This window comes from Nostoc sp. UHCC 0252 (genome assembly GCF_034931145.1).
Classification (GTDB): Bacteria; Cyanobacteriota; Cyanobacteriia; order Cyanobacteriales; family Nostocaceae; genus Nostoc.
In genome coordinates, this window is sequence record NZ_JAYGHE010000045.1 from 1 (window position 1) to 22,745 (window position 22,745).

At 41.6% G+C, this 22,745-nt stretch carries 22 protein-coding genes; 10 read left to right on the forward strand and 12 right to left on the reverse strand.

The annotated features are described in order from the left end of the window. The first annotated feature begins 178 nt into the window (after nt 1-178). Both VB732_RS22330 and VB732_RS22335 read left to right on the forward strand, forming a co-directional pair. Complete coding sequence (locus VB732_RS22330) at nt 179-3,304, forward strand: efflux RND transporter permease subunit (protein WP_323233089.1); 3,126 nt, start codon at nt 179-181, stop codon at nt 3,302-3,304. Nucleotides 3,305-3,361: 57 nt separating this feature from the next. Next, complete coding sequence (locus VB732_RS22335; protein ID WP_323233090.1) at nt 3,362-3,826, forward strand: hypothetical protein; 465 nt, start codon at nt 3,362-3,364, stop codon at nt 3,824-3,826. Here VB732_RS22335 and VB732_RS22340 read toward each other — a convergent pair. Next, nucleotides 3,816-4,130 (reverse strand): hypothetical protein, encoded by a 315-nt coding sequence (locus tag VB732_RS22340; protein ID WP_323233091.1) that lies wholly within the window; start codon nt 4,128-4,130, stop codon nt 3,816-3,818. The two genes, VB732_RS22335 and VB732_RS22340, sit on opposite strands and share 11 nt — an antisense overlap. 216 nt (nt 4,131-4,346) lie before the next feature. Between VB732_RS22340 and rppA the strand changes: the two genes are divergently transcribed. From rppA to VB732_RS22355, 3 genes are all read left to right on the forward strand, one after another. Beyond that, complete coding sequence (gene rppA / locus VB732_RS22345; RefSeq protein WP_323233092.1) at nt 4,347-5,051, forward strand: two-component system response regulator RppA; 705 nt, start codon at nt 4,347-4,349, stop codon at nt 5,049-5,051. Nucleotides 5,052-5,181: 130 nt separating this feature from the next. Next, the gene (locus VB732_RS22350) at nt 5,182-5,385 is read left to right on the forward strand and encodes a type II toxin-antitoxin system HicB family antitoxin (protein WP_086687204.1); all 204 of its coding nucleotides are present in this window, start codon (nt 5,182-5,184) and stop codon (nt 5,383-5,385) included. Further along, a complete protein-coding gene (locus tag VB732_RS22355; protein WP_086687205.1) occupies nt 5,382-5,606 on the forward strand; it encodes a type II toxin-antitoxin system HicA family toxin in 225 nt (74 codons plus the stop codon). Before VB732_RS22350 ends, VB732_RS22355 begins: the two co-directional genes overlap by 4 nt. Nucleotides 5,607-5,720: 114 nt before the next feature. On the opposite strand, the gene VB732_RS22360 is transcribed toward VB732_RS22355, so the two are convergent. Together VB732_RS22360 and VB732_RS22365 are read right to left on the reverse strand one after the other, a co-directional pair. Further along, entirely contained in the window at nt 5,721-6,146 is a 426-nt protein-coding gene (locus VB732_RS22360) for an ester cyclase (RefSeq protein ID WP_323233093.1), read from the reverse strand. Nucleotides 6,147-6,216: 70 nt separating this feature from the next. After that, nucleotides 6,217-6,798 carry a Crp/Fnr family transcriptional regulator gene (locus tag VB732_RS22365; RefSeq protein ID WP_323233094.1) on the reverse strand — a complete coding sequence of 194 codons (582 nt, stop codon included), beginning with the start codon at nt 6,796-6,798 and terminating at the stop codon, nt 6,217-6,219. A gap of 73 nt (nt 6,799-6,871) precedes the next feature. Here VB732_RS22365 and rppB point away from each other — a divergent pair, with 73 nt between their 5' ends. Then, the gene (gene rppB, locus VB732_RS22370; RefSeq protein ID WP_323233095.1) at nt 6,872-8,272 is read left to right on the forward strand and encodes a two-component system sensor histidine kinase RppB; all 1,401 of its coding nucleotides are present in this window, start codon (nt 6,872-6,874) and stop codon (nt 8,270-8,272) included. Nucleotides 8,273-8,519: 247 nt separating this feature from the next. Here rppB and VB732_RS22375 read toward each other — a convergent pair whose 3' ends face one another. Beyond that, complete coding sequence (locus VB732_RS22375) at nt 8,520-9,872, reverse strand: N-acetylmuramoyl-L-alanine amidase (protein WP_323233096.1); 1,353 nt, start codon at nt 9,870-9,872, stop codon at nt 8,520-8,522. 141 nt (nt 9,873-10,013) lie between these two features. Between VB732_RS22375 and dnaG the strand changes: the two genes are divergently transcribed. From dnaG to VB732_RS22390, 3 genes are all read left to right on the forward strand, one after another. Further along, nucleotides 10,014-11,957: a DNA primase gene (dnaG, locus tag VB732_RS22380; protein ID WP_323233097.1), complete on the forward strand. Its 1,944-nt coding sequence runs from the start codon at nt 10,014-10,016 to the stop codon at nt 11,955-11,957. Nucleotides 11,958-12,092: 135 nt separating this feature from the next. Next, a complete protein-coding gene (locus tag VB732_RS22385; protein ID WP_323233098.1) occupies nt 12,093-12,560 on the forward strand; it encodes a DUF29 domain-containing protein in 468 nt (155 codons plus the stop codon). 616 nt (nt 12,561-13,176) lie between these two features. Further along, nucleotides 13,177-14,844: an MBL fold metallo-hydrolase gene (locus VB732_RS22390; RefSeq protein ID WP_323233099.1), complete on the forward strand. Its 1,668-nt coding sequence runs from the start codon at nt 13,177-13,179 to the stop codon at nt 14,842-14,844. A 78-nt stretch (nt 14,845-14,922) separates the two neighbouring features. On the opposite strand, the gene VB732_RS22395 is transcribed toward VB732_RS22390, so the two are convergent. The 8 genes from VB732_RS22395 to VB732_RS22430 all read right to left on the reverse strand — a co-directional run bounded on the left by VB732_RS22395 (nt 14,923) and on the right by VB732_RS22430 (nt 21,144). Then, nucleotides 14,923-15,234: a DUF6679 family protein gene (locus VB732_RS22395; RefSeq protein ID WP_012408115.1), complete on the reverse strand. Its 312-nt coding sequence runs from the start codon at nt 15,232-15,234 to the stop codon at nt 14,923-14,925. A 218-nt stretch (nt 15,235-15,452) separates the two neighbouring features. Further along, nucleotides 15,453-15,605, reverse strand: coding sequence for a hypothetical protein (locus VB732_RS22400; protein WP_323233100.1), 153 nt, complete (start codon nt 15,603-15,605; stop codon nt 15,453-15,455). Between the two features lie 320 nt (nt 15,606-15,925). After that, complete coding sequence (locus tag VB732_RS22405) at nt 15,926-16,144, reverse strand: hypothetical protein (RefSeq protein WP_323233101.1); 219 nt, start codon at nt 16,142-16,144, stop codon at nt 15,926-15,928. 270 nt (nt 16,145-16,414) lie between these two features. Then, complete coding sequence (locus tag VB732_RS22410; protein WP_323233102.1) at nt 16,415-17,203, reverse strand: Nif3-like dinuclear metal center hexameric protein; 789 nt, start codon at nt 17,201-17,203, stop codon at nt 16,415-16,417. Nucleotides 17,204-17,235: 32 nt separating this feature from the next. Beyond that, entirely contained in the window at nt 17,236-17,985 is a 750-nt protein-coding gene (locus VB732_RS22415; protein WP_323233103.1) for a hypothetical protein, read from the reverse strand. A 312-nt stretch (nt 17,986-18,297) separates the two neighbouring features. Continuing rightward, on the reverse strand, nt 18,298-18,711 hold the full coding sequence (locus VB732_RS22420; protein WP_323233104.1) for a secondary thiamine-phosphate synthase enzyme YjbQ: 414 nt from the start codon (nt 18,709-18,711) through the stop codon (nt 18,298-18,300). A 45-nt stretch (nt 18,712-18,756) separates the two neighbouring features. Continuing rightward, the gene (locus VB732_RS22425) at nt 18,757-19,839 is read right to left on the reverse strand and encodes a glycosyl transferase (RefSeq protein ID WP_323233105.1); all 1,083 of its coding nucleotides are present in this window, start codon (nt 19,837-19,839) and stop codon (nt 18,757-18,759) included. Nucleotides 19,840-19,950: 111 nt separating this feature from the next. Then, nucleotides 19,951-21,144, reverse strand: coding sequence for an aminotransferase class V-fold PLP-dependent enzyme (locus VB732_RS22430; RefSeq protein ID WP_323233106.1), 1,194 nt, complete (start codon nt 21,142-21,144; stop codon nt 19,951-19,953). Nucleotides 21,145-21,263: 119 nt separating this feature from the next. Here VB732_RS22430 and VB732_RS22435 point away from each other — a divergent pair, with 119 nt between their 5' ends. Then, entirely contained in the window at nt 21,264-22,724 is a 1,461-nt protein-coding gene (locus tag VB732_RS22435) for a TM0106 family RecB-like putative nuclease (RefSeq protein ID WP_323233107.1), read from the forward strand. The last annotated feature ends 21 nt before the right edge of the window (nt 22,725-22,745 follow it).

Sequence of the window (22,745 nt, forward strand, 5' to 3'; positions counted from 1 at the left end):
GTATTAGGCATTGTAGGCTTTATCGGCGGTACTTACTGCGCTAACCGCCGCACTCAATCCCGTTTAACACCAGCACCAGAAACACCAATAATCAATCGCAACTCCCAATCCTCAGCCCCCCCTCAATAAACCTCCGCGTACCTCTGCGCTTCCCTTTGCGTCCCTTTGCGTTTAAAATATGCTCAATACCATCCTCAAGTGGTCAATCATCCAACGCTGGATAGTCGTGCTACTCGCAATAGTAGTCACAATTTGGGGTACATATAACCTCACCCAAATGCCCCTAGATGTATTCCCTGACTTCGCCCCGCCCCAAGTTGAAATTCAAACCGAAGCCCCAGGACTAGCACCAGAAGAAGTTGAAACACTAATTACCTTACCAATTGAAAGCGCCGTTAATGGTACACCAGGAGTAGAAACGGTACGTTCTTCCTCTGCTGTCAGCATTTCCGTTGTCAAAGTCATCTTTAAATGGGGGACTGATGTTTATCAAGCCCGTCAACTAGTAACAGAACGATTACAGCAGGTAATACAAAAATTACCAGAGGGCGTAGAAAATCCGCAAATTTCGCCCATCTCTTCCCCCATTGGCACAGTTTTACAGTACGCCTTTACTGCTGAAACAACCCCACTTATGGAAGTGCGGCGCTTAATTGACCGGGATGTTACCAATAGATTGCTAGCTGTACCGGGGATTTCTCAAGTAATTGTTTATGGTGGTGATGTTCGTCAGTATCAGATATTGGTGAATCCAGCGAAATTAAAAGCTTTCAATGTCACCTTAGATGAAGTCACATCTGCGGCTAGAGGAGCTAACGTCAATGCTGCGGGTGGCTTTTTGGTCAATCCAGACCAAGAGTTAATTATTCGTGGCTTAGGGCGCATCGAGTCAATTGAGCAATTGGGTAAATCTGCAATAACGGCACGTAACGGAACGCCTGTACTGTTGCAAGATGTGGCAGATGTCAGCATTGGAGCCGGCTTAAAACGTGGCGATGGCAGTTTGAATGGTCAACCAGCAATTGTAGTGATGGTCAACAAGCAGCCACAAAATGATACTCCCACAGTTACGAGAGCAGTTGAAAAGGCGATCGCAGAAGTCAAATCTAGCTTACCCAAAGATGTTAAAGTCACAGAAACTTTCCGCCAAGAAAGCTTTATTGAAGCTGCGATTGAAAACGTTACCAGTTCTCTGCGCGATGGCATTATCATCGTTTCCATCATCTTGTTGATGTTTTTAATGAACTGGCGCACCGCGATTATTACCCTCAGCGCCATTCCTTTATCAGTCCTGATTGGCATGATGATTCTGGGCTTATTTGGCCAAGGTATCAACACGATGACCCTGGGAGGATTGGCTGTTGCCATTGGTTCAGTCGTGGATGACTCAATTGTAGATATGGAAAACTGTTACCGGGGTCTACGCAAGAACCAAGTAGCAAGCAATCCGGTGCATCCATTTAAGGTTGTTTATGATACTTCTGTAGAAGTTAGAGTCAGCGTTATTTTTTCAACGATAATTATTGGCGTTGTCTTTGCCCCAATTTTCACCCTTACAGGTGTAGAAGGTCGGATATTTGCGCCAATGGGTGTTGCCTATCTAGTATCAATTTTTGCTTCTACCTTAGTGGCAATGACTTTATCTCCGGCACTTTGTGCGATTTTGCTAGCAAATCGACAATTACCAGCCGATGATACCTGGATAAGTGCCTTATCACAACGAATTTATCGACCTCTTGTAAATTTTTCCATCCGTTTCCCCACAATTATTTTGGCAGTGGCGGGTGCATCCTTAGTAGCTTCTTTGGTAATTTTACCGAGTTTGGGAAGGGTATTTTTGCCAGAATTTCAAGAACCATCCTTAGTGAACACAGTTTTGCTTTATCCAGGGAGTTCTCTGGAGGCGACAAACCAAGTCGGATTTGCGTTGGAAGATGCGCTTAAAGACGACAAGCGATTTAAGACGGTGCAATTACGAGCCGGACGCGCGGCTGGTGATGCGGATGCAGGTGGGGTGAATTTGGGACATTTAGATGTGGAATTGAGTGCAGAAGGCTTAAAAGATCGGCAAGGGAGTATTGAAAAGCTGCGGCAGGAGTTTGGTAAGATACCTGGAGTCGCTTCCAATATTGGCGGCTTTATCTCACACCGCATGGATGAGGTATTATCAGGGGTAAGAAGTGCGATCGCAGTTAAAATATTTGGCCCTGATTTAGCAGAATTACGCCACATTGGATCTGAAGTTCAGGCTGCTATGACAGGTATTTCAGGAATCGTAGACTTACAACTCGAACCCCAAGTCCCCATTAAACAGGTACAAATTCAATTTAACCGGGAAGCCGCAGCGCGTTATGGCTTAACTGTAGGTCAACTCACTGAAATGCTAGAAACCGCACTCAATGGGCGAGTTGTTTCTCAAGTACTCGAAGGGCAACAATTATTTGACCTTGTAGTTTGGTTGCAGCCAGAATCACGCAACAACTTAGATGTCATCCGCAACTTACTAGTAGATACCCCCACAGGGCAAAAAATTCCTTTAGCGCAGGTGGCCAGCATTAATTATGGAACTGGCCCCAACACAATTAACCGGGAAAATGTCTCACGCTTGATTGTTGTTTCTGCTAATGTCTCCGGTCGAGATTTGGGTTCTGCGGTAGAAGAAATTCAAACTAAAGTCAGTCAAGCAATCCAATTACCCACAGGTTATTTTATTCAATACGGTGGTCAGTTTGAATCAGAGCAACGAGCTACGCAAAATCTATTGGTATTTGGAGGACTGGCAATTGTTGTCATCGCAGTTTTAATGTACTTCGCAGTTAAATCTGTGACTGCCATGTTGATGATTATGATTAACCTACCTCTCGCGTTGGTAGGAGGTATATTTTCCATTGCTTTGGGAGGTGGGATTATCTCTGTTGCTTCCTTAGTAGGATTTATTACCCTATTTGGTGTAGCTACCCGCAACGGATTGCTGTTAGTAGACAACTACAACAACAAATTGGCACAGGGAATGCCTTTAAAACAAGTTATTTTTGACGGTTCAATGGAACGCTTAGTTGCCATTTTGATGACGGCTTTAACTTCAGCTTTGGGAATGATTCCTTTAGTAATTGGCACAGGTGCAGGGAAAGAAATCTTGCAACCACTTGCCATAGTAGTGTTAGGAGGATTATTTACTTCTACAGCTTTAACATTATTGGTATTACCCGCATCATATGCCCAGTTTGGTAAATTCTTGATGCCTAAACAAACTCTATCAGATGGAGAGAATAGCAGCACTATTGGAACAGCATTTGACTGGTAGCCATTCTAAAAATTAAAAATTTTGTCTCAATTATCAATAATTTCCAGGAGTAAACTGATGAAATCAATCAAATCTAGTTTGATTATTATTGCAAGTGCAGGACTACTTTTCTTGGGAGCTTGTAGTAACAATAATCAAGCAGCTAATACTAGCCCAAATACTCAACCCTCAGCGTCACCTATTCTTAAAGGAGAGGGACAGCATGGCAAATCTCATGGAGGACGAACTGTAGAGACAGGAGCTTACCATTTAGAATTTGTCCCAGTTAAAGAGACTAATGGCACTCATCTAGATTTCTATCTACAAAGAGGAGACAATCATGAGGCAATACCTAATGCCAAAGTTACGGCTCAAATTCAGTTACCTGATGGAACACAAAAAACAGTTCCTTTGTTTTATGATGCAAAAGATAAACATTACGCAGGTTTATTAAAAGAAAAAATGAATGGTCAATATCAGGTGAAAGTTAATGCAGATATTCAAGGTAAAAAAGCAGATGGCCGTTTTAATTTTAATCGGTAACTGTTAGTAAGATTGAAATAAGGCAGATGGCAGAAGGATTTGAATAAGCAATGTCCACCAAAACCTGGATGTTTCTTCTACGTTTTGCGTAGGCTGTAGGAGCTTCCGTCTTCACGTTTCTGTGTTTCGCGCAGGCTGTAGCAACTTCCGCCTTCCCTGTAAGAGCTTCCGCCTTCACGTTTCCGTGTTTCGCGCAGGCTTTAGCAACTTCCGTCTTCTCTGTAAGAGCTTCCGCTTTCACGTTTCCGTGTTTCGCGCAGGCTGTAGCAACTTCCGTCTTCCCTGTAAGAGCTTCCGCTTTCACGTTTCTGTGTTTCACCCAGGCTGTGACGGCTTACGCCTTGACATTTTTGGCTTAAGTCTATCCTTCCAAACACCACCGAATCAGTGCGTAGCGTTCTCCAGTTCCTTTAATGCTCCCAATCCCGCTTTTTTGTTAACAATCGCTTGATTTTTAAGACAGTCACTACAATTTAAGGTTGACTAATTCAATTACGAATTATTTTTATGGATCAAGTTTATGCGAGTGCTACTAGTAGAAGATGAAGCAGATTTAGGTGATGCCATTAAGCGAACTCTTACCCAACACAAGTACTTAGTAGATTGGGTACTGGATGGTACAGATGCATGGGCATATTTAGAAAATAGCTGGACACAATACACACTAGCTATTTTCGATTGGATGCTACCAGGAATATCAGGATTAGAATTGTGCAAACGGTTACGCTCCCATAAAAATCCTTTGCCTGTGTTGATGCTAACAGCCAAAGACAGCATGGAAGATAAAGTTGCAGGGTTAGATGCTGGCGCAGATGACTATTTAGTAAAGCCATTTGGGATGGCCGAATTGTTAGCAAGATTGCGAGCATTACAGAGGCGATCGCCCCAATTTCAGCCCCAGGAATTAACTGTTGGCAACCTAAGTTTAGATTACGGCAATAATTTAGTTGTTAGTCAGAATGCTGGGGGAAATAAACAACAGATTCCCCTAACAAATAAAGAATTCCAGTTACTAGAATATTTTATGAAGCACCCAAACCAAATTGTTACTACAGAACAAATTCGTAATCAGCTTTGGGAAGTAAGTGCAGAACCAGTTAGTAATGTGGTAGCTGCTCAAATGCGGTTACTGCGTCGCAAACTAGCTAATAGTGGCTGCGAAAACATAATTGAAACTTTGCATGGGATGGGATATCGTCTCAATTTTACTGATGAAATTCCATAAAAGCGCGATCGCTGTGAAAATTTCAAGGTATGTCATTGGGAGTGGAACAGAGTGATTCATATATTTTAGATTCCGTTACACTCAAAAATAGCTATAACTGTTAAATAAATTTCAAGGAAGCGTATTGACTATGAAGTGGCGAGTAATTCTCGAACCTGATCAAGAAACCGGAGAATGGGCTGTTTGGTGTCCCGAATTACCTGGTTGTACATCTGCGGGTGATACGGAAGAAGAAGCTTTAGAAAATATCCGCGAGGCAATTCAATTATATTTGGAAGCCGATCCAATTCAATTAGCACCAGGAGCAATATCCCGCGAGGTTACGGTAGGATGACTCGTACCCGACGAATGAATGCAGATGAGGTTGAAAGAATTTTACAAAACTACGGATTCGAGCTTATTTCTCAAAAAGGTAGCCATCGTAAATGGCGAAATGGCGATCGCCAACTACAAGTAATTGTGCCCTATCATAAAGGTCGGAATCTGCCAATTGGGACTTTGCGTAATATCATGATAGGTGCAGATATTCCCGAATCTGAGTGGAAAACTGATTAGTAAAAAATCACTAATTGTTACATCTAATCTCCTATTTGCAAACTCACCATTTTACCAAAATCTCTTTAATTTTGAGTTAATACAACTGCTGTTTTAAAAAGTGCAATATAATACTCAGAAATGTTTCGGTGATATTACTACTCCTAATTGCTGTATTAAAGCCATTGTGTCACCTTGACCCCAATGTTCTACAATTTTGCTATTTATAACATGATCTATATGCACAACTGAGAATTTAACCTGTTTACCAGTTGGCGGAATACCCATAAATTCCCCTTGGTGAGTTCCACAAAAAATCCCACGAGTCACAACTTGATTTTCTTCAGCAATCACATCTTCAAAAGTATGATAACCATCTGTAAAAGCCACACGCATCATTAATGCATACTCAAAGAAAGCATCAACACCTTTGAGTTTATGACTTCCCATCACGCAACCGATAATATCTGGGGAAACTAACCTTTTCCCTTGTTCAATATCACCTAAATCAAAAGCTTTGTAAGCTTGCAGAACAATGGATTTATTATGTGCTAAAGACATACAGCTTCTTGTTTTTTCAATGACTTCTTGTAAATTTAGCTGGCAAAATTACCGTTTACATTGACTTAGGTTAAGAAATTGCCTTTTTTTGAATTCTTCGTTTTAATCGGCTCAAAGACTCTGGTTCAACACCGAGATAGGACGCTATATAGTATTGAGGAATGCGCTGTAAAAGTTCAGCTTCAGTTTGAAGAAGTTTGAGATAGCGCTGTTCAGGCGTGTCTTTAAAAAGAGAAAGCAGTTTATCTCGTAGCATAAATGCAAGGCTCTCTGCATGGAGTCTCAAGAATTTTTGACCTTCAGGAGCTAGTTCAAAAACTTGAAACAACTCATTGCTAACGATCAGCACCTCAGAATCTTCAATTGCTTGGCAAGAAAAACACGCGGGTTGTTGCTTGCGAAAACTCTCGTAGTCACCTAGCGGTTGATTTTCCAGATGGAAGAACAATGTCAATTCTTTTCCGTCTTTGAGGAAAAATGTTCTCAGACAACCTTTTAATGTCAAGCCGAGAAACTCACAAACATCACCCTCATGAAACAAGAATTCTCCCTTTTGAATCTTTACTGTCTTTAGAAGCGGCTCAATCCGCATTAATTCAATTTTAAATTCAGGTAGAAATTGCTGGATGAATTCGGAAAATTGTTCAAACATGGGGAATGCGATCGCACTAGGATAATTACAGGTTCACAGGTTGAAACTGCACGGCTGCTTACAATATCTTCTTATGAATCAGAATAAACTATTTCAGCAAACCCGCCTACGTTTAGCGCTGTGGTATGCGCTTGTCATGGCTTTGATTTTAAGCTTGTGCGGATTCGGCATCTACAGAGCAATTTCTCATGCCCATTGGATGACATTAGACCGAGAACTGGAATCTGTGGCAGGAACCTTACACGATACTATTGAGTTAAAATTACAAAAACCTGGTCAATTGGAACCAGTCATACAGCAACTTTTACCTAATATTTGTGTAGTTGGTCAAAGTTGTATTCAAGAACAATCAATTTCCAAACGCCATATTTTAAGCGCTATCAATCAAAGCAATTATTATGTTCGTTTTTTCAATAATTCAGGAAGCTTAATTGCGATCGCAGGGACTTATCCAGACGAATTACCTATAGTCTTTAACAAGGAACTTTGGCAAACCCTTAAAGACAGCAAAGGCAACTCTTATCATCAAATTTCTTTTGTGCTGCACACCCAAGAAAATCTCGATTGGGGTTACATCCAAGTAGGGCGAAGTCTTGCGGATTTTAATAGTTATCTGACTGCGGTAAAACTCACTTTAGCAGTGGGATTACCAATTGTAATGGGTTTGGTTGGTTTTGCTAGTTGGTGGTTAGCAGGATTGGCAATGCAGCCAATTTATCGCTCATATAAACAAGTCCAACAGTTTACAGCAGATGCCGCACACGAATTGCGGACACCTCTAGCAGCAACACAAGCGACAGTAGAATCCGCGCTGATGATGCCTCAATTAGATGAAACAGAAGCGCGAGACATTCTACAAACCCTACACCGTCAAAATCAGCGACTCACAACTCTGGTTACAGATTTACTGCTACTGACTCGCCTGGATCGTCAATCTGTGCCAATGCAACGAGACATTTGTTGCTTGGATGATATTATTAATGACTTAATAGAGGAATTTGCAGCATTAGCGATCGCAGCAGGTGTAACGCTGACATCTTGTGTACGCCTATCAACTCCTTTGAATGTCATTGGTAACGTAGATCAGCTTTATCGCTTGTTTTCTAACTTAATCATCAATGCAATTCAATACACGCCACTAAAAGGAAAGGTGACTGTTTGCTTAGATCGTAGTGAACATTATGCTGTGATTCAGGTTCAAGATACTGGTATTGGTATTCCACAGCAAGATTTGACTCGGATTTTTGACCGCTTCTATCGAGTGAATAGCGATCGCTCTCGTAGCACTGGTGGTTCTGGATTAGGATTAGCGATCGCGCAAGCAATTATTTTGGCACATCACGGCAGCATAGATGTGCAAAGTGAATTCGGCAAAGGTACCACTTTTACTATTAAGTTACCCTTCGATGTCCGTCCACTCGATAGTGTACGCTCTATTTACCCATTTAAAATGCTATACCATCGTTCGCATTGACAATATTATGTCCGCATAAATAGTTATGATTCCCACAGTCATTGTCTTGCTACAGTCACTTTAGAAGAGTGTTATAGGACTCACGCAAAATTATGAAAAAACGAACCGCAAAGGACACAAAGGACACGGAGAAATAAAAGTTTGAGAGATATTTTGCGTAAGTCCTAATTGAATAAGCTTTTTATAGTTTTAAGAGGTTGCTGTATTTACGCCGTGGTGTACTAGTCTAAGTTTATTTAATCAAAACTCAAAGAAGTCCTGCTGATTCATATAATCGTTTAACCATTGCTGAAATCCTTGCACCATAATCTAAATCTGCTGACCACCGCCCTGATAACTGATCAATTAATGGCGCAATCCCACGTGTAACAAAGCGAAACCGTGGATCGACTACTTCCTGTACCAAAGGTTCTAAACTAGCGTAAGCTTTCAAATGTTGGATGTGCGCCCTCACTCCAATTCTGGCACTGGGAAAAGACGCAGCCTCAGAACCACCACCGATCGCACCTAAGCCTGCAAAGTTATTTTGCTCAGGTCTAATATCACCACCAAACTGTAAAAATCCAGTTTCTACACACATTTGGCAAAAGGCAATATCATAGTTAACTCCTTCTATTCCTGCCTCTTCCCGATAAAGTTTTGGGATGTCAGGAAACCTTACCAAAGCATTTTGATTATTGTTTCTCAGAAATAATTGTAACTGTACTTCTGAAGTATTACCGTTCGACATCACCCGCTCAAATTGACCAGGGCAAACCATCAAATTTGAGCGTAAACTAACAGTCCGAGTTGCAGCATCCCAACTGACCGCGACATTAAAATCTCGCAGTTCAATAGCTTTAACATAAACTATTTTGCGATAGGTAATTCGATTAACATTAGCCGCTTTTGTAAGGTCAATCCGTAGACGATCTACTAAATCAATGGGAATGTAAGCATTTCCATTAACTAAAACTCCTTGCTCTGAGTAACTTTGCCCATTAATATTAATATTAATTGGCGGATAATTTGGTTCGGTTGGAGTTCCGGGAGTTGGGTCAATTACACGACTCCAAGTTACTAATCCATCGGCAATCCCCAAAGCAAAATCGCGGCGGCGACTTTGCAGCAAAGCCCGATCTTCTGGATTGCTGAGAAACCCCACTTGCATCACCAAAGCTGGAAGCGTTGTCTGGCGACAGAATGCTAAACTACCCAAACCGCTATTTGTATCTGGCTTAACTCCCCGATTCGGTAATTGGGGTACACGGCGCAACAACGCCACTAGCAACTGTTCAGCATTGCTTCTGCGATCGCTATTATTCGCAATATAAAAGACGCTAGCCCCACGCACAGAAGGGCTGTTAGCCGCATTAGCTTCAATTTCTAAAGCAACATCACCCCGTCGGCCGCGAGAATTGATCCAGGTGATAGTTTGGGCGGCACTCAAGTCGTCGGGAACTGCCAAAATTTCCACATTCCGCGCCCTCAATTCCGTTACAATCAAATCCCGCAGCAGAATCATCTCTTTCGCTTCAGTTGTACCACCTGCGATCGCACCTGGATCGATTCCTCTGGCTTCTTTGCCTCCGTGAGCTGCTGAAATAAAAATACGCCCCATTTTAAGTATTTCCTCTGATAAAATTAAATGTAAGCAATTCTATAAATCATTCTTGGTCTAGCAACAAGAATATAATAGCTATCAGTTGGGAAACGCACCGCAGTGTTAACTACTAACCCATGAATTGATAAATAGACTAGAATGCAAATTCCCCGCTTGCACCCAGACACAATTGAAGAAGTTAAACTACGGGCTGATATTGTAGATGTTGTATCCGAATACGTAGTTTTACGCAAACGCGGAAAGGATTTTGTCGGTTTATGCCCTTTCCATGATGAAAAATCTCCTAGTTTCACCGTCAGCCAAACTAAGCAAATGTACTATTGCTTCGGCTGTCAAGCTGCGGGAAATGCCATTAAGTTTGTCATGGAGTTGGGGAAGCGCTCTTTTGCTGATGTAGTCTTGGATTTAGCACGGCGTTACCAAGTACCTGTACAAACCCTCGAACCCGAACAACGCCAAGAATTACAGCGTCAGCTATCTTTGCGTGAGCAGTTATATGAAGTTCTCGCTTCCTCAGCACAGTTTTATCAACACGCCCTGAGACAATCACAAGGGCAACAGGCGCTTCAATATTTGCAATCTAACCGCCAACTCAAAGAGGAAACTATACAGCAATTTGGCTTAGGTTATGCCCCCGCAGGTTGGGAAACTCTTTATCGTTATCTAGTAAAAGATAAACATTACCCAGCGCAGATCCTAGAAAAAGCGGGATTGATTAAGCCACGTAAGGAAGGAGGCGGTTATTATGATGTATTCCGCGATCGCTTAATGATTCCCATCCGCGATGTTCAAGGGCGTGTCATTGCCTTTGGTGGCAGAACTCTCACGGATGAACAACCTAAATATTTGAATTCACCCGAAACCGAACTTTTTAGTAAAGGTAAAACATTATTTGCCCTCGATCAAGCCAAAGGTGGAATTTCCCAACTCGATCAAGCTGTGGTGGTAGAGGGATATTTTGATGCGATCGCTCTCCACGCTGCTGGTATTAATAACGCCGTCGCCTCCCTCGGTACAGCTTTAAGCTTAGAACAAGTGCGGCTGATATTACGCTATACCGAATCGAAACAATTAGTACTCAACTTTGATGCTGATAAAGCTGGAACCAATGCCGCCGAACGTGCGATCGGTGAAATTGCTGAATTAGCATACAAGGGCGAAGTTCAACTAAAAATTCTGAATTTACCAGATGGTAAAGATGCTGATGAATATTTGCATAGCCACACTCCAGAAGATTATGGAGAACTGCTAAAAAATGCGCCACTTTGGTTAGACTGGCAAATTCAGCAAATTATTCAAGATCGAGATTTAAAACAGGCTACTGATTTTCAGCAGGTAACTCAGCAATTAGTTAAATTACTTAAAAATATAGCTAACAGCGATACACGAAATTATTACGTTTCCTACTGTGCCGAAATACTCAGCTTGGGAGATACCAGACTTATACCCCTGAGAGTCGAAAATCTGCTAACTCAAATTGCTCCGGCTGCGGCTGCATACACTAAGCCTGTATCAGCAAAAAAAGCATGGGGAAGTAGCCAAGTTTCTCAGTCTCCGCTTCCTACAGAACGCAGTCTTTTAGAACACGCAGAGGCGTTATTACTGCGAATTTACTTACATTGTCCTGAACAGCGTCAAGCGATTATCGGCGAACTAGAGGAGCGAGATTTGCAATTTAGCCTTTCCCACCACCGCTTTTTATGGCAACAGATTTTAGAAATTTCATCCGGTGATGGAGAGACGAAAGATTTTGCGTCTCAACCAGATTTAATTTCCCGCTTGCAAGACCATTTTTTAGAATTTAGCAGCGAAATGGGGCTAATTTCCCATTTATTTCATGTAAGTGAAAAAAACCAAAAAGAAATACTTCGGACTCCGCAAGTAGTTCAAGCTGCGATCGCTTGCATGGATTTAGTCATGCTTGAAAAACGCTATCGTCACTTTTTGGAACTATGGCAACAAACCGATCCAGAAGCCGAACCAGAGCGTTATCAATCTTATTATCAGGCTTTCTACGCCGAAAAAATTAAGCTTCAGAAAATAGACAGGCAACGACTATTTTCTATCACAGACTTGTTATAGATAACATCCTACGCAGGGAGTCTATTTATCTAAAAAATCAGGTAGGCGTTGGATGTGCGATCGCTTTCGTCGCTATCATCGAATCAGGTTTCGGGGCTAACTGGAATCTTAAATCACTAGGAGTTGATCTGAAAAATGCCTAACACGCTATACGATCAAGATTTGCAATTATGGATTGAGCAAACCATTCAACAATTACAAAATCATGAATTTGAGGCGTTGGATATTGAGCATTTGATTGAGGAGCTAGTTGATTTGGGTAAGGCAGAGAAAAATGCTCTGAAAAGCAATCTGACAATTCTGTTGGCGCATTTACTCAAGTTGCGAGTTCAGCATGATGTACCCGATAGTATAAAAGGAAGCTGGTTTAGCTCAATACTTGAACATCGTCAGCGAGTTCTGAATAATTTAGCAGATACTCCTTCTCTAAAAAGTTTTCTGTTAGAAGCAGTGGAAAAAGCCTACCCAGACGCTCGCAAGCTAGGGATTAAAGAAAGCAAGCTAGCTAAGTTTGGGGTTCGCATACCCCAAGAAAGTGAGTATCCCACCGTATGTCCTTTTTCGATTGACCAGATTCTAGATGAGGATTTTTACGGTTTGTAGAGGATTGCTCTTACTGTTACATTGCTTTACATCTAAATGGATAGACAGGTGAACCGAAAGGTTTTACAATCTGACTGATTACGGTAAATTTACTTATTGCCCAATCAACATAAGCATAGTAAAGATTTTCTAGTGATTACATTTTATTGCGGAAGCACTAAATTAATATAAGAAAGTCTTGAATAAAGGGCAGCAAGAAAATGGATGTAAAGCTGATTCTAGCTGGATTAACAGTTATATTCACACTTTCGTGCTTATTTTTTGGCACGAAAAATGGGTTCTATGATTCCGATAACTATCACGGAAATGGCTCTGCACATTGAGTTCAATCTGTAGATGCGGCTTCGCGTAGGGTGAGTTAGCTAAGATAGCTCAGAACTTGCAAAGGGAAAATACATATAACAGGCAAACTCCTTTAGCTCCTAGTTTGATGGCTTTTAGTTAGCCCACCTTTCCGAAGCAGTGCGGGTTCGGAAAGGTGTCCTCCCCAATCAAAATTTGTATTCTCAGGGTGTAGGGGCGCACTATAAAACTTACCCCTAAGTCACAAAACCAAAATTTGTGTAATTTTTGGCTTTTGGGATATGTCTATCATGAGGTTTGAGGGGAGGAGAGCATGAGGGATAATCTGTCGGCATCCTCTAGCGTAGATGCTGTGGAGGCGGGTAGTGAATTAGAATGTTTGCCCTATAGTGTCCAGCATGACAATGAGGGCGTGTGTTTACTGGTGAAGATGGGCCCACACCGCATTCTATTAGATTGTGGTATGGAGGATATTTCATCGCTGGCTAAGGGGCTTACGAAGTCGGAAGGGAAATCTAGTTCGCCCCTGCCAGCAGATTTAGTTTTGATTAGTCATGCCCACCCAGATCATGCTAGGGGCTTACTGGCACTGCATAAAGCTTTTCCCAAGTTACCTATTTATGGTAGCGAAGTAACTAGTAAGTTACTGCCACTGAATTGGCTAAACGAAGATGCTGAGGAAATTTCCAAATTTTGTCATGCTTTGCCGTTGCGATCGCCTGTAGAATTCCAAGATGGTTTGGTAGCAGAATTATTTCCCGCCGGGCATCTGCCAGGGGCAGTGGCAATTCTCCTTACCTACACTACCAAGCAGCGTACCTACAAGTTACTGTACACGGGAGATTTTTTCTTATCTAACTCCCGCTTGGTAGAAGGTTTGCGTTTAGAAGAACTGCGGGGCTTAGATTTGGATGTGCTAATCATTGAAGGTAGTTATGGCACATCCCGTCATCCTCACCGCCGCAACCAAGAAAATCAGCTAGCAGAGCGAATTAATCGCGCGATCGCTGACCATTGTTCTGTCATCCTGCCCACTCCTGCATTAGGATTGGGACAAGAGATGCTAATGCTATTACGCTCTCATCACCACTTCACCGGACGAGATTTAGATATCTGGGTAGATGGTGCTGTTGCTACTGGTTGTGATGCATATCTAGAACTATTACCCCACCTTCCCCCATCTGTACAGAATTTTGCCCGCCATCAACCCTTATTCTGGGATGAACGGGTACGTCCTCGCGTGCGTCGTTTACAGGCAGAACATCGTCCCACAGTGGGCAAGTCACCTTGTATTGTCCTCACCGACTCTACAGATGATTTGAACAAGCATTGCCAACTAGATACAGGCCCTTGGCTGATCCTTCTTCCCGAAAAAATTGATATAAAAGTTAATAAAGAATATTTAGCGCCTACCACTGTTGAAACCTATCTCTTAGCTCAACATAGCGATGGCCCTGGTACTACGCAGCTAATTCACAATTTGCGACCCCAGCATGTCATTTTTGTTCACGGTTCTCCTGCTTACTTAGCAGACTTGACTAGCTTAGAGGAGTTGCAAAACCGTTACCATATACATTCTCCGGCGGCTAACACTTTAGTAGAATTGCCTATTGGGGACACATTTTTACAACCGGCTGCACCAGAAACTAACTATGAAGGTGAACTGACAGAGTTAGGAACAGTAATCACAATCACCCTACCGAATATGATTACTGCTGATCCGCGTTGGCGGCAATTTGCCGATACTGGTTTAATCGAAGCTCGTTGGCAAGGTGAAGAACTAGTCTTAAGGGGATTGTCTCAACGAGAACTTCTTAGCCAAAATAGCGATCGCTATACATGGACGGATGTAGACTGCTGCGGTACTTGCCGACATCAAAGAGGGCAGAGATGTTGGAACCCAGCTTCGCCATTGTATAACTTTAAGGTAACTCTCGAAGGTTACTGTCCTGCTTTTGAAGGCTTGAATGATAGTCAATAGTCATTAATCCGCCGCCCTTTGTCATTTTTAATTAATGACTAATGACTAATGACTAATGACTAGTGACTAATCGCTAAATTATTCTGGATTCGAGTCAGTGTAACGGTTGTGTATGCGCTCTGCTTCGGGACAATCTTCAGTCATCAGAGGTTCCACATTTCCGCGCGGTACTGAAGCCAGTTTTTGCGTTACAGCACCAATGCTCTCGAGGCGAACCATTTCTTCCCAAGAACAAACTTCGTCCTCTTCTTCTGTTTCATAGCGTAGGGTAACTAAATCTCCCTCTATGTCTATGATGCGGGCGCGTTCAATCCAGCGTTGCTGGTCCCGCAAGAAAACACATACCTCGCGCCCATCGCAACACAGTTGATAAATCTTGCGGTGTAGCATGTATTGTTTCTGCCTTTTTAAACAACGTAGTTAAACCTTTCAAAATCTGGGTTCTACCCCATTACATTACACCTTTAAGAGGTGAATTTCACCTTTAAGAACAAGTAAGCTTCATGACCCAATCCCAAAATTTGCTTGTAGTTGTCAAAATATCGAGAAGTTTTGAGTCATAAATCAACGGTTGTTCTAGCAATGAAATCATCTCCTTGCGGCTTATTCTACACAATGTCTGCTTCATAGAAGTCAGACAATTGGCAACCTGTCTTAAGCAAGGTCATATTTCCTGGTGAGTCATTCTTACCATTATGTAATAAATAATACTCCAAAACAATCGTGGATTGCGGTTGTTTAATTTCCCTACTTTTAATCATTGGCATTTCTGGGAAGTCCGGGGACTCGGCTTTACTTTTACCCACTTGTATCTGATCTTAACTCATTCTTCTGCTGACCTTGATAGTTTTCAACAACAACACCCAAAGAGTTTTTAATTTTTAAGATTTTTTGCCTGATGAGGGGGCAGGGAGTAGGGGGCAGGAGGCAGGGAGCAGGGAGCAGGGGGCAGGGAGTAGGGGGCAAGAGAAATGCCGATAAATATAATTTAGAAATATTTAGAGGATTTAATAAGTACAAAATGGTAGTAAATAGAATTTTACACAAGCTTTTCCTCAGTCCCTCTGATGTTTCTGGAGTATCAGCAAGATTTATGTGGTAGAGGAAATTCCATAAACACGTTCGATGAGGATGCTTCTCGTTTAATTTTACCTGCACGAACTGCATCATATAGGGCTGCAAGGGCTGGCAAATCCTCTGGCTGATAGCATTTAGTCGCCAGTACTTGCTGAAGTAAACCCTCAGATTCAACACTAAGATATCCAGTTTGGAAAGCAGATTCAATGATTGTGCGAATCATTTTGGTTAGGGCAGGGTAAACAATTTGTTACCTCAAGTGTGGAACATTTTCTTGTGCAACTAATTGATACAGAACATTGTCTTAATGTGATTATAATTACAAGTAAGCAGTGATTCACATCACATAAATGCTAGAAAACATCAACTTATGATAATAACTTTTAGTAGATACGATAAAACTTTTATACAAGCTTTTTAAGTATTAATAGTGGTAGGCAAGGTGGAAAAACTTTTAGGCAAGCATCTAAAAAATCTAGTGAAAGATAACCAATCAAGCAAAAAACTGGCGGAAATCTTCATCTGTTTGACTTAGTTGTACCCAGTCTAGGTTTAAAGACTGAAATTTTTGCACCAAACGATCGCAAGCTGGGCGTTCGGTAGCGTAATGTCCGGCATCGATTAAAATGAGATTACAATCGCGGCTTTCTTGAAACTGATGAAACTTACAATCAGAAGTTAGATAAGCTGTCGCACCAGTTTTAGCAACGGCTGAAATGTAACCAGCCCCGGAACCACCCAAAACAGCAACTCGTGAAATTGTTTGCTGTAAATCAGCACTGGGGGAAAAAATCAAGTTAGGGGGAGCAAGTCGCTTTTGAATGGTTGTGAGTAATTCCTGTAGTGTTAAAAATGGCTCCAGGAAACCAACACGACCATATCCTAAGCCTCCTTGTGTCGGTACTATGGGGGTAACTTCTTTAAGTTCTAAAATCTGAGCTAAAACGTCAGCAGTCCCATCTTGTACTTGATCGAAATTGGTGTGGGCGCTGTAAATACCAATATTTTGGGTAAAAGCTAACCGTACCATTTCTGCGATCGCTTCACCAGTGCGTAAAGATTTGAGAGGATTAAAAATCAAGGGATGATGGGCAAATATCAGATTAGCATTCAGAGCGATCGCTTCTTGCATTACTGCCAAAGTCGGTGTCAAGCATACTAAAACCCGTGCTTTTTCCTGCAAAACTCCTGGTTCAATCTGCCAGCCACAATTATCCCAGCTTTCGCACCAGGTGGGATTTGCCCATGCTTCAAACCAAGTAATTAAATCAGAAATTTTCATAATTATTCTGTTCAGCAATTTTTAATCGCTAATTAGTGTTTCTGTGGTTGAATATTTAATTTTAATGCTAATTGCTGACGCATTTCTTGGAAAGGTTTGTTCCATATTGGGCTAGCATTCCAATTCCACATCGTTATTGGGATAAGTTGCTCTTCAGCTAGATAAGTTAGCAGGCGGTATTCATCTTTTGGTTCACGAGAAAAAGTGAAAGGATTGCGGTAGCCTGTATCACATAGTTTATAAGATACCAGTTGTCCATGATTAATTCGTTGTACAAGTTCTTTACCTTTGACGAGCAGATAATCTAAAAATACTAGACTAAAAGGCTCTACAGATGCGCGATTTTGCGGCTCCTTTTGTACCCACCTAGCCCAGTCAAATCCATACATAAAATCGTGAACGTAACGGAAGCGAATTTCTGTATTAATTCCGAACATTTCCATCAGAGAAACCATCTTTTCAGCAAAAAGCTTTAAAAAGGCAACAGCACCCTCATCTGCAATCAAAGCCTGCCTGAGCATACTACTTACCATAAAATCAAAATCCCAGAATATGTTCTCTGGGAAGTTTCGTAACTGAGTACGGACTATAGATTCGAGAGTTTCCTGAAGGGTTGTAATAATTTGAATATCGGTGCTTTCTTTAACAATTAAATTCTCTAATTCGGCAAAACTGGTAATTATTTGCTTGTGGGGATTAAGTGATAGCAAGTTAATAGACTGTTGGGCAAGGATTTCATCAATATATTGAAAAGTATGAGTTGGTGTCAGTTTTTGCTTCATAGTAATTGAAATCACCCAAACAGCTTGCACTAACTATTAGTGTATATCGAAAATAGAAAATTTTTAAATCAGTAAAAACAAACTTAACTTTTAGATTTACAAATTTACACGTTAATGTGTATCTAAATTTTGCATAAATAATTTTAATTGCAAAACCGTCACGGCAATATTTGTGTAATCATATCACTGCGAGTTGATGAGATTATATCCAAAGTTACACCCGTAAGGGCACGGCAGTGCCGCGCCCTACGCCTTGTAATATCGCATCTGAATGGGAAACGCTATAACTGTGAAATCAAATTTGAAAGCCAGTTATCCAGAAATGTGGATAACCAACTCTCTTAAATGGCTGCGCTGGCGATGTTCCCAGATATAAATTCCCTGCCAGGTTCCCAGTACAAGATGACCTCGATTAATAGGAATATGCTCAGAAGTGTGGGTGAGTGCGGTACGAATATGTGCTGGCATATCATCGGGGCCTTCTGCATTGTGGATATATTTACCCGATTCTGGGACGAGTTTTGCCATAAAATTAGCTAGATCCACCAAAACATCAGGATCGGCATTTTCTTGGATAACTAAACTGGCTGAAGTGTGGCGCAAAAATAAAGTACAAAGACCAGTTTCAACCCCCGATTCTGCAACTGCGGCTTCAATTTTTGCGGTGATGTTGTAAAAAGATTTGGCAGTTGTGGAAATTTTTAGTAACTTTTGGTAATGAGTCATTTAAAACAGTAATTGTTGATGACAGTAAAATTGTTTTGAATAACTTTACTCAGTCTGTAAATAATTGAGAATAGCATGAGCGATCGCTTCATTCCCATCCTTAGCTATTGGTTGAGATTGCTTTGGTAGTTGGGGTAACTCACCCAGAAAATCCCAAGTGCCTTGAAAAAACTCAGATGGGGTGATGATTTGATGTTGATTATGATTTGTTATGCCTTCTATTATAAAAGCTGCTTCGGCGAAGTCTTCACGGGGTATAGTAACAATAGGTACTCCTAATAGTGTGGCTTCAGCAAAAGTACTGAAACCGGGTTTAGAGACAACTCGCCCACAAATCGGCATAAAATCTACAGGGCGGTATTTACGGTCATTAATTTTCACTAAATTAGGTAAATCAGGCGCAGATTGATCAAACACAATAAATTGCCAATCTGGGAATCGCCGCAGGTTATCGTAGGGAATTTGCTGCAAACCCAAGCCGCCAAAGGTCAATAAAATAGTTTTTTCGACAGGTGCAGTTATTCCCCAAAGAGAACGTAAAGCATCAGCAGAGTGACGGGGAGAACCGCCTGTTAAGCCGACATCTGTGATATTGTGAAAAGCCTGCATTGGTTCATGGAAAGGAAGACGAAATAAGCGATCGCACTTTGAGTACCAATCACTAATCCAATCTGCAACTGCTGTAAATTCATCGCCCCAATCTCGATAGATAAAGTCCCAGCCAAAGTTACTCATCATCCAGCAAGGGATATTTGCACCTTTGGCAAACCCAGGAGTCAAAAAGGGAATATCTGCCAAAATGAGATCAACGCGATTTTGGCGGATAAAATTTACTTCGGAGGCAATCAGCGAATTTTGATGTTTTTTAATATCTAGCAACTTTTCTAAAGTCGCTACTTTATCCATTGTCAAACTATCGCTTTGCACCACACCCAAATCAAATGCACGAGGACGATAGATAAAATCCCCTTCTATATAGCACTCTAGCAACCAACGCGGGGCAGTGGTTACGAGAATTAGCAGGACTTCTGGGCATAATTTTTGAATTGTTGCAGCGACAGAAGCCATGCGGGTAGCATGTCCAAAGCCGTGGTTAGTGATAGCTAAGTATAAGATTGGGCGTTCCATTTTAAAGGTAGGAGTTAGTAGTTAGTAGTAGAGAGGCGATTAATCGCCTCTCTACAGGAGTTAGGAGTTAAAATCACCATTCCCAGACTGATAACTTATAATTCCTAACTTTTAATTAGTTTTGCAAAAGCTTTGAATTGCTTCAAGCAATTGGTCGATTTCCGATTCCAAAGTCAGGTAATGGACGGTGGCGCGTATACAGCTAGGATCGGCAATTGTCCGAGTTAATATGTTTTGTGAGTCTAAAAACTGCACTAACTTGAGATTAGCTTGGGGCTGATTATTTACAAGTTGGAAGGAGACTATACCGCTTTCCGGTGGGGAAGTTCGTAAACATTCAACTTCAGATAGCGCTACTAAACGCCGCCAAAGGTACTCGCTGTTTTGACAAATTTGCTCGTAACGTTCCTGTGATGTTCCCCATTGCTGATGAATTGCGATCGCTTCCTTTAATCCAACATACAACGGATAAGCTAGTGTAGACACTTCATATCGTCGCCCATCTGGAAGCCAGTCCACAGGCTGAGATTGACTATCTACAACAATGCCATTCAAGCCAATAAATGTAGGTTTCAGGCTTTCTCGCGCTTCTGGCCGAACATACAAGCCACCAGCACCCGCAGGGCCACATAACCATTTGTGACCAGTAAAAGCATAAAAATCTACACCCAATTCTGTCAAGTTTAAGGGCAATAAACCAGCAGATTGGGCAGCATCTATCAACAAAAAAGAATTATTATTTCTGCATACTTCGGAAATTTTGTCAAGAGGCAAAACTTGACCAGTATTCCAGAAGACATGACTTAAGATTACAAGACGGGTATTAGGGCGTAAGTGCTGGGAAATAATTTTTACAGGGTCGCCCTCATTTAAAGTTGTCTTCAGGGGACACGTAGTAACTTCTACTGCGAATCTCCGCGCAATTTCTTGCGTAGTGGCAATCACACCTGGATGTTCGCAGTCTGAGAGCAGTATATGGTCGCCAGAATGCCAGTCAATGCCCCACATAGCGATATTACAGCCAACTGTGACATTTTGGGTAAGAGTAATTGTTTCACTTGGTGCATTTAACTCTGAAGCGATCGCAACTCTAGCGGCTTGAGTTTGCGGTGCTATCCAGCGATAAGCCTCATTCCCAAAGGGGCCTATGTGCTGAACATAAGCCTGAGTTTCGGTCATAGCATCCATTGCCCTTTGGGGCATGGGGCCTTGTCCCCCATAATTAAAATAAGTCTTATTCGCTAAAGCGGGAAATTGCTCTCGATGGCTATGCAGCCTGGTTTGGGCGACAGAAATACTAGTCATACCAATTTTAGATTTTAGATTGTAGATTTTGGATTAGTCATTAGTTTCTCATTTTCCCACTTCATTATTAATTGTTTGAGTTACTGCCAGATTGTGCCAAATCTTGTTAACTTAAAAGGATGCTAATTAATGCTGAACTCCTACTGCAATACCAACGCTGTAAACGTCGGACTTTTCTAGATATCCACGGTGACAAAAGTCAGCGTGATGCGCCTAATGAGTTGCTGCGGAAACTGCAACAGGACAAAATCGCTCATCAGCTAAGTGCTTTGGCACAGATGAGTTACCACCAACCAGATTATTCTTATGGAAACTGGGAAAAGGCAGAGAAGGCAACTTCAGAATTGATGGAACGTGGGGTTGAATCCATCTATAAAGGAGTTCTGCTAGCAACTTATTCTGAAAAATATACCCTGCTGAGTCGCCCAAATTTACTTGTGAAACAGCCTGGACAATCCCGTTTTGGAGATTGGATGTATGTCCCGGCTAGTATTGAACTTGGTAAGCGCCCTAAGCAAGAATATCAGGTTGTCGCTGCATTTCATACCCAAGTTTTGGCAGCAGTCCAAGGAGTTGTACCAGAAGTTGCTTTGCTGATGTTGCGAACTAAAAACAGCAACTACACCGTGGATTTGTTCAAATGGATGCCACGGATGCAGCAAATTCTGGAGGAGTTTATTGAAGTTTTAGAGTTACCGAATCCGCCAGAGGTGTTTATTTCTCGGCAAAAGTGCAGTTTTTGCCATTGGTATAGTCAATGTTATGCGATCGCTCAATCTGAAAACCATCTCTCACTATTACCAGGTGTAACACCTCTTCGTTACACTCAACTTCAAGACGTAGCCATCACCACCCTAGAATCTCTTGCTAATACCAGTCCCAACAGTTTAGAAAATCTCGTTGGTTTCGATGCGAAAGTAGCACCTAAGCTAGTAGTACAAGCTCAATCTGCATTGGAAAAACGGCCGATAGTTTTACCCTACCCGCTACCAATAAAAGATATTACATTCACAGCACCTATAGAACTTTACTTTGATATTGAGGCACAGCCAGACTTAGATTTAGATTATCTTTTAGGAGTTTTGGTTATCGATAGAGTTGCCAACACAGAACAGTTTTATTCGTTTTTAGCAGAGAAACCAGAAGACGAAGAATTAGTTTGGCAGCAATTTTTAGATTTGGTTTGGCAATATCCCGAAGCGCCAATTTATCATTTTTGTGCTTACGAGTTTGATACGGTTAAACGGTTGGCAAAACTCTACAACACTCCTTACGCCTCAGTGCGTCCTATCCTGAATCGATTTGTGGATGTGTATGAACAATTAACCGAAAGTGTAGTGTTGCCTATAGAAAGTTATGCCCTAAAAGCGATCGCTCGTTGGTTAGGATTTGAGTGGCGAGAAAAAGAAGCCAGTGGTGCTAAATGTATTTACTGGTACGATCAGTGGTTAGAAACAGGCGATCGCACCTTACTAGAAATTATTCAAAGCTACAACGAAGATGACTGTCGCGCTACCCACAAAGTCAAAGACTGGCTTGTAAACTTTTTTCAGGATGAATATGGTTTACAACTAGCTTAAAAGGTTGTTTGAAAAATAGTA

Bases quoted from the DNA above. Each gene is read 5' to 3' on its own strand.
- VB732_RS22375 (WP_323233096.1), bottom strand. From the start codon at position 9,872: ATGGGGCGTATTTTTATTTCAGCAGCTCACGGAGGCAAAGAAGCCAGA.
- VB732_RS22365 (WP_323233094.1), bottom strand. From the start codon at position 6,798: ATGTTTGAACAATTTTCCGAATTCATCCAGCAATTTCTACCTGAATTT.
- VB732_RS22435 (WP_323233107.1), top strand. From the start codon at position 21,264: ATGCTAATTAATGCTGAACTCCTACTGCAATACCAACGCTGTAAACGT.
- VB732_RS22395 (WP_012408115.1), bottom strand. From the start codon at position 15,234: ATGCTACACCGCAAGATTTATCAACTGTGTTGCGATGGGCGCGAGGTA.
- VB732_RS22420 (WP_323233104.1), bottom strand. From the start codon at position 18,711: ATGACTCATTACCAAAAGTTACTAAAAATTTCCACAACTGCCAAATCT.
- VB732_RS22400 (WP_323233100.1), bottom strand. From the start codon at position 15,605: ATGATTAAAAGTAGGGAAATTAAACAACCGCAATCCACGATTGTTTTG.
- VB732_RS22390 (WP_323233099.1), top strand. From the start codon at position 13,177: ATGAGGGATAATCTGTCGGCATCCTCTAGCGTAGATGCTGTGGAGGCG.
- VB732_RS22425 (WP_323233105.1), bottom strand. From the start codon at position 19,839: ATGGAACGCCCAATCTTATACTTAGCTATCACTAACCACGGCTTTGGA.
- VB732_RS22385 (WP_323233098.1), top strand. From the start codon at position 12,093: ATGCCTAACACGCTATACGATCAAGATTTGCAATTATGGATTGAGCAA.
- VB732_RS22415 (WP_323233103.1), bottom strand. From the start codon at position 17,985: ATGAAGCAAAAACTGACACCAACTCATACTTTTCAATATATTGATGAA.
- VB732_RS22405 (WP_323233101.1), bottom strand. From the start codon at position 16,144: ATGATTCGCACAATCATTGAATCTGCTTTCCAAACTGGATATCTTAGT.
- VB732_RS22430 (WP_323233106.1), bottom strand. From the start codon at position 21,144: ATGACTAGTATTTCTGTCGCCCAAACCAGGCTGCATAGCCATCGAGAG.
- VB732_RS22410 (WP_323233102.1), bottom strand. From the start codon at position 17,203: ATGAAAATTTCTGATTTAATTACTTGGTTTGAAGCATGGGCAAATCCC.
- rppB (WP_323233095.1), top strand. From the start codon at position 6,872: ATGAATCAGAATAAACTATTTCAGCAAACCCGCCTACGTTTAGCGCTG.
- rppA (WP_323233092.1), top strand. From the start codon at position 4,347: ATGCGAGTGCTACTAGTAGAAGATGAAGCAGATTTAGGTGATGCCATT.
- VB732_RS22355 (WP_086687205.1), top strand. From the start codon at position 5,382: ATGACTCGTACCCGACGAATGAATGCAGATGAGGTTGAAAGAATTTTA.
- dnaG (WP_323233097.1), top strand. From the start codon at position 10,014: ATGCAAATTCCCCGCTTGCACCCAGACACAATTGAAGAAGTTAAACTA.
- VB732_RS22350 (WP_086687204.1), top strand. From the start codon at position 5,182: ATGAAGTGGCGAGTAATTCTCGAACCTGATCAAGAAACCGGAGAATGG.
- VB732_RS22360 (WP_323233093.1), bottom strand. From the start codon at position 6,146: ATGTCTTTAGCACATAATAAATCCATTGTTCTGCAAGCTTACAAAGCT.
- VB732_RS22335 (WP_323233090.1), top strand. From the start codon at position 3,362: ATGAAATCAATCAAATCTAGTTTGATTATTATTGCAAGTGCAGGACTA.
- VB732_RS22330 (WP_323233089.1), top strand. From the start codon at position 179: ATGCTCAATACCATCCTCAAGTGGTCAATCATCCAACGCTGGATAGTC.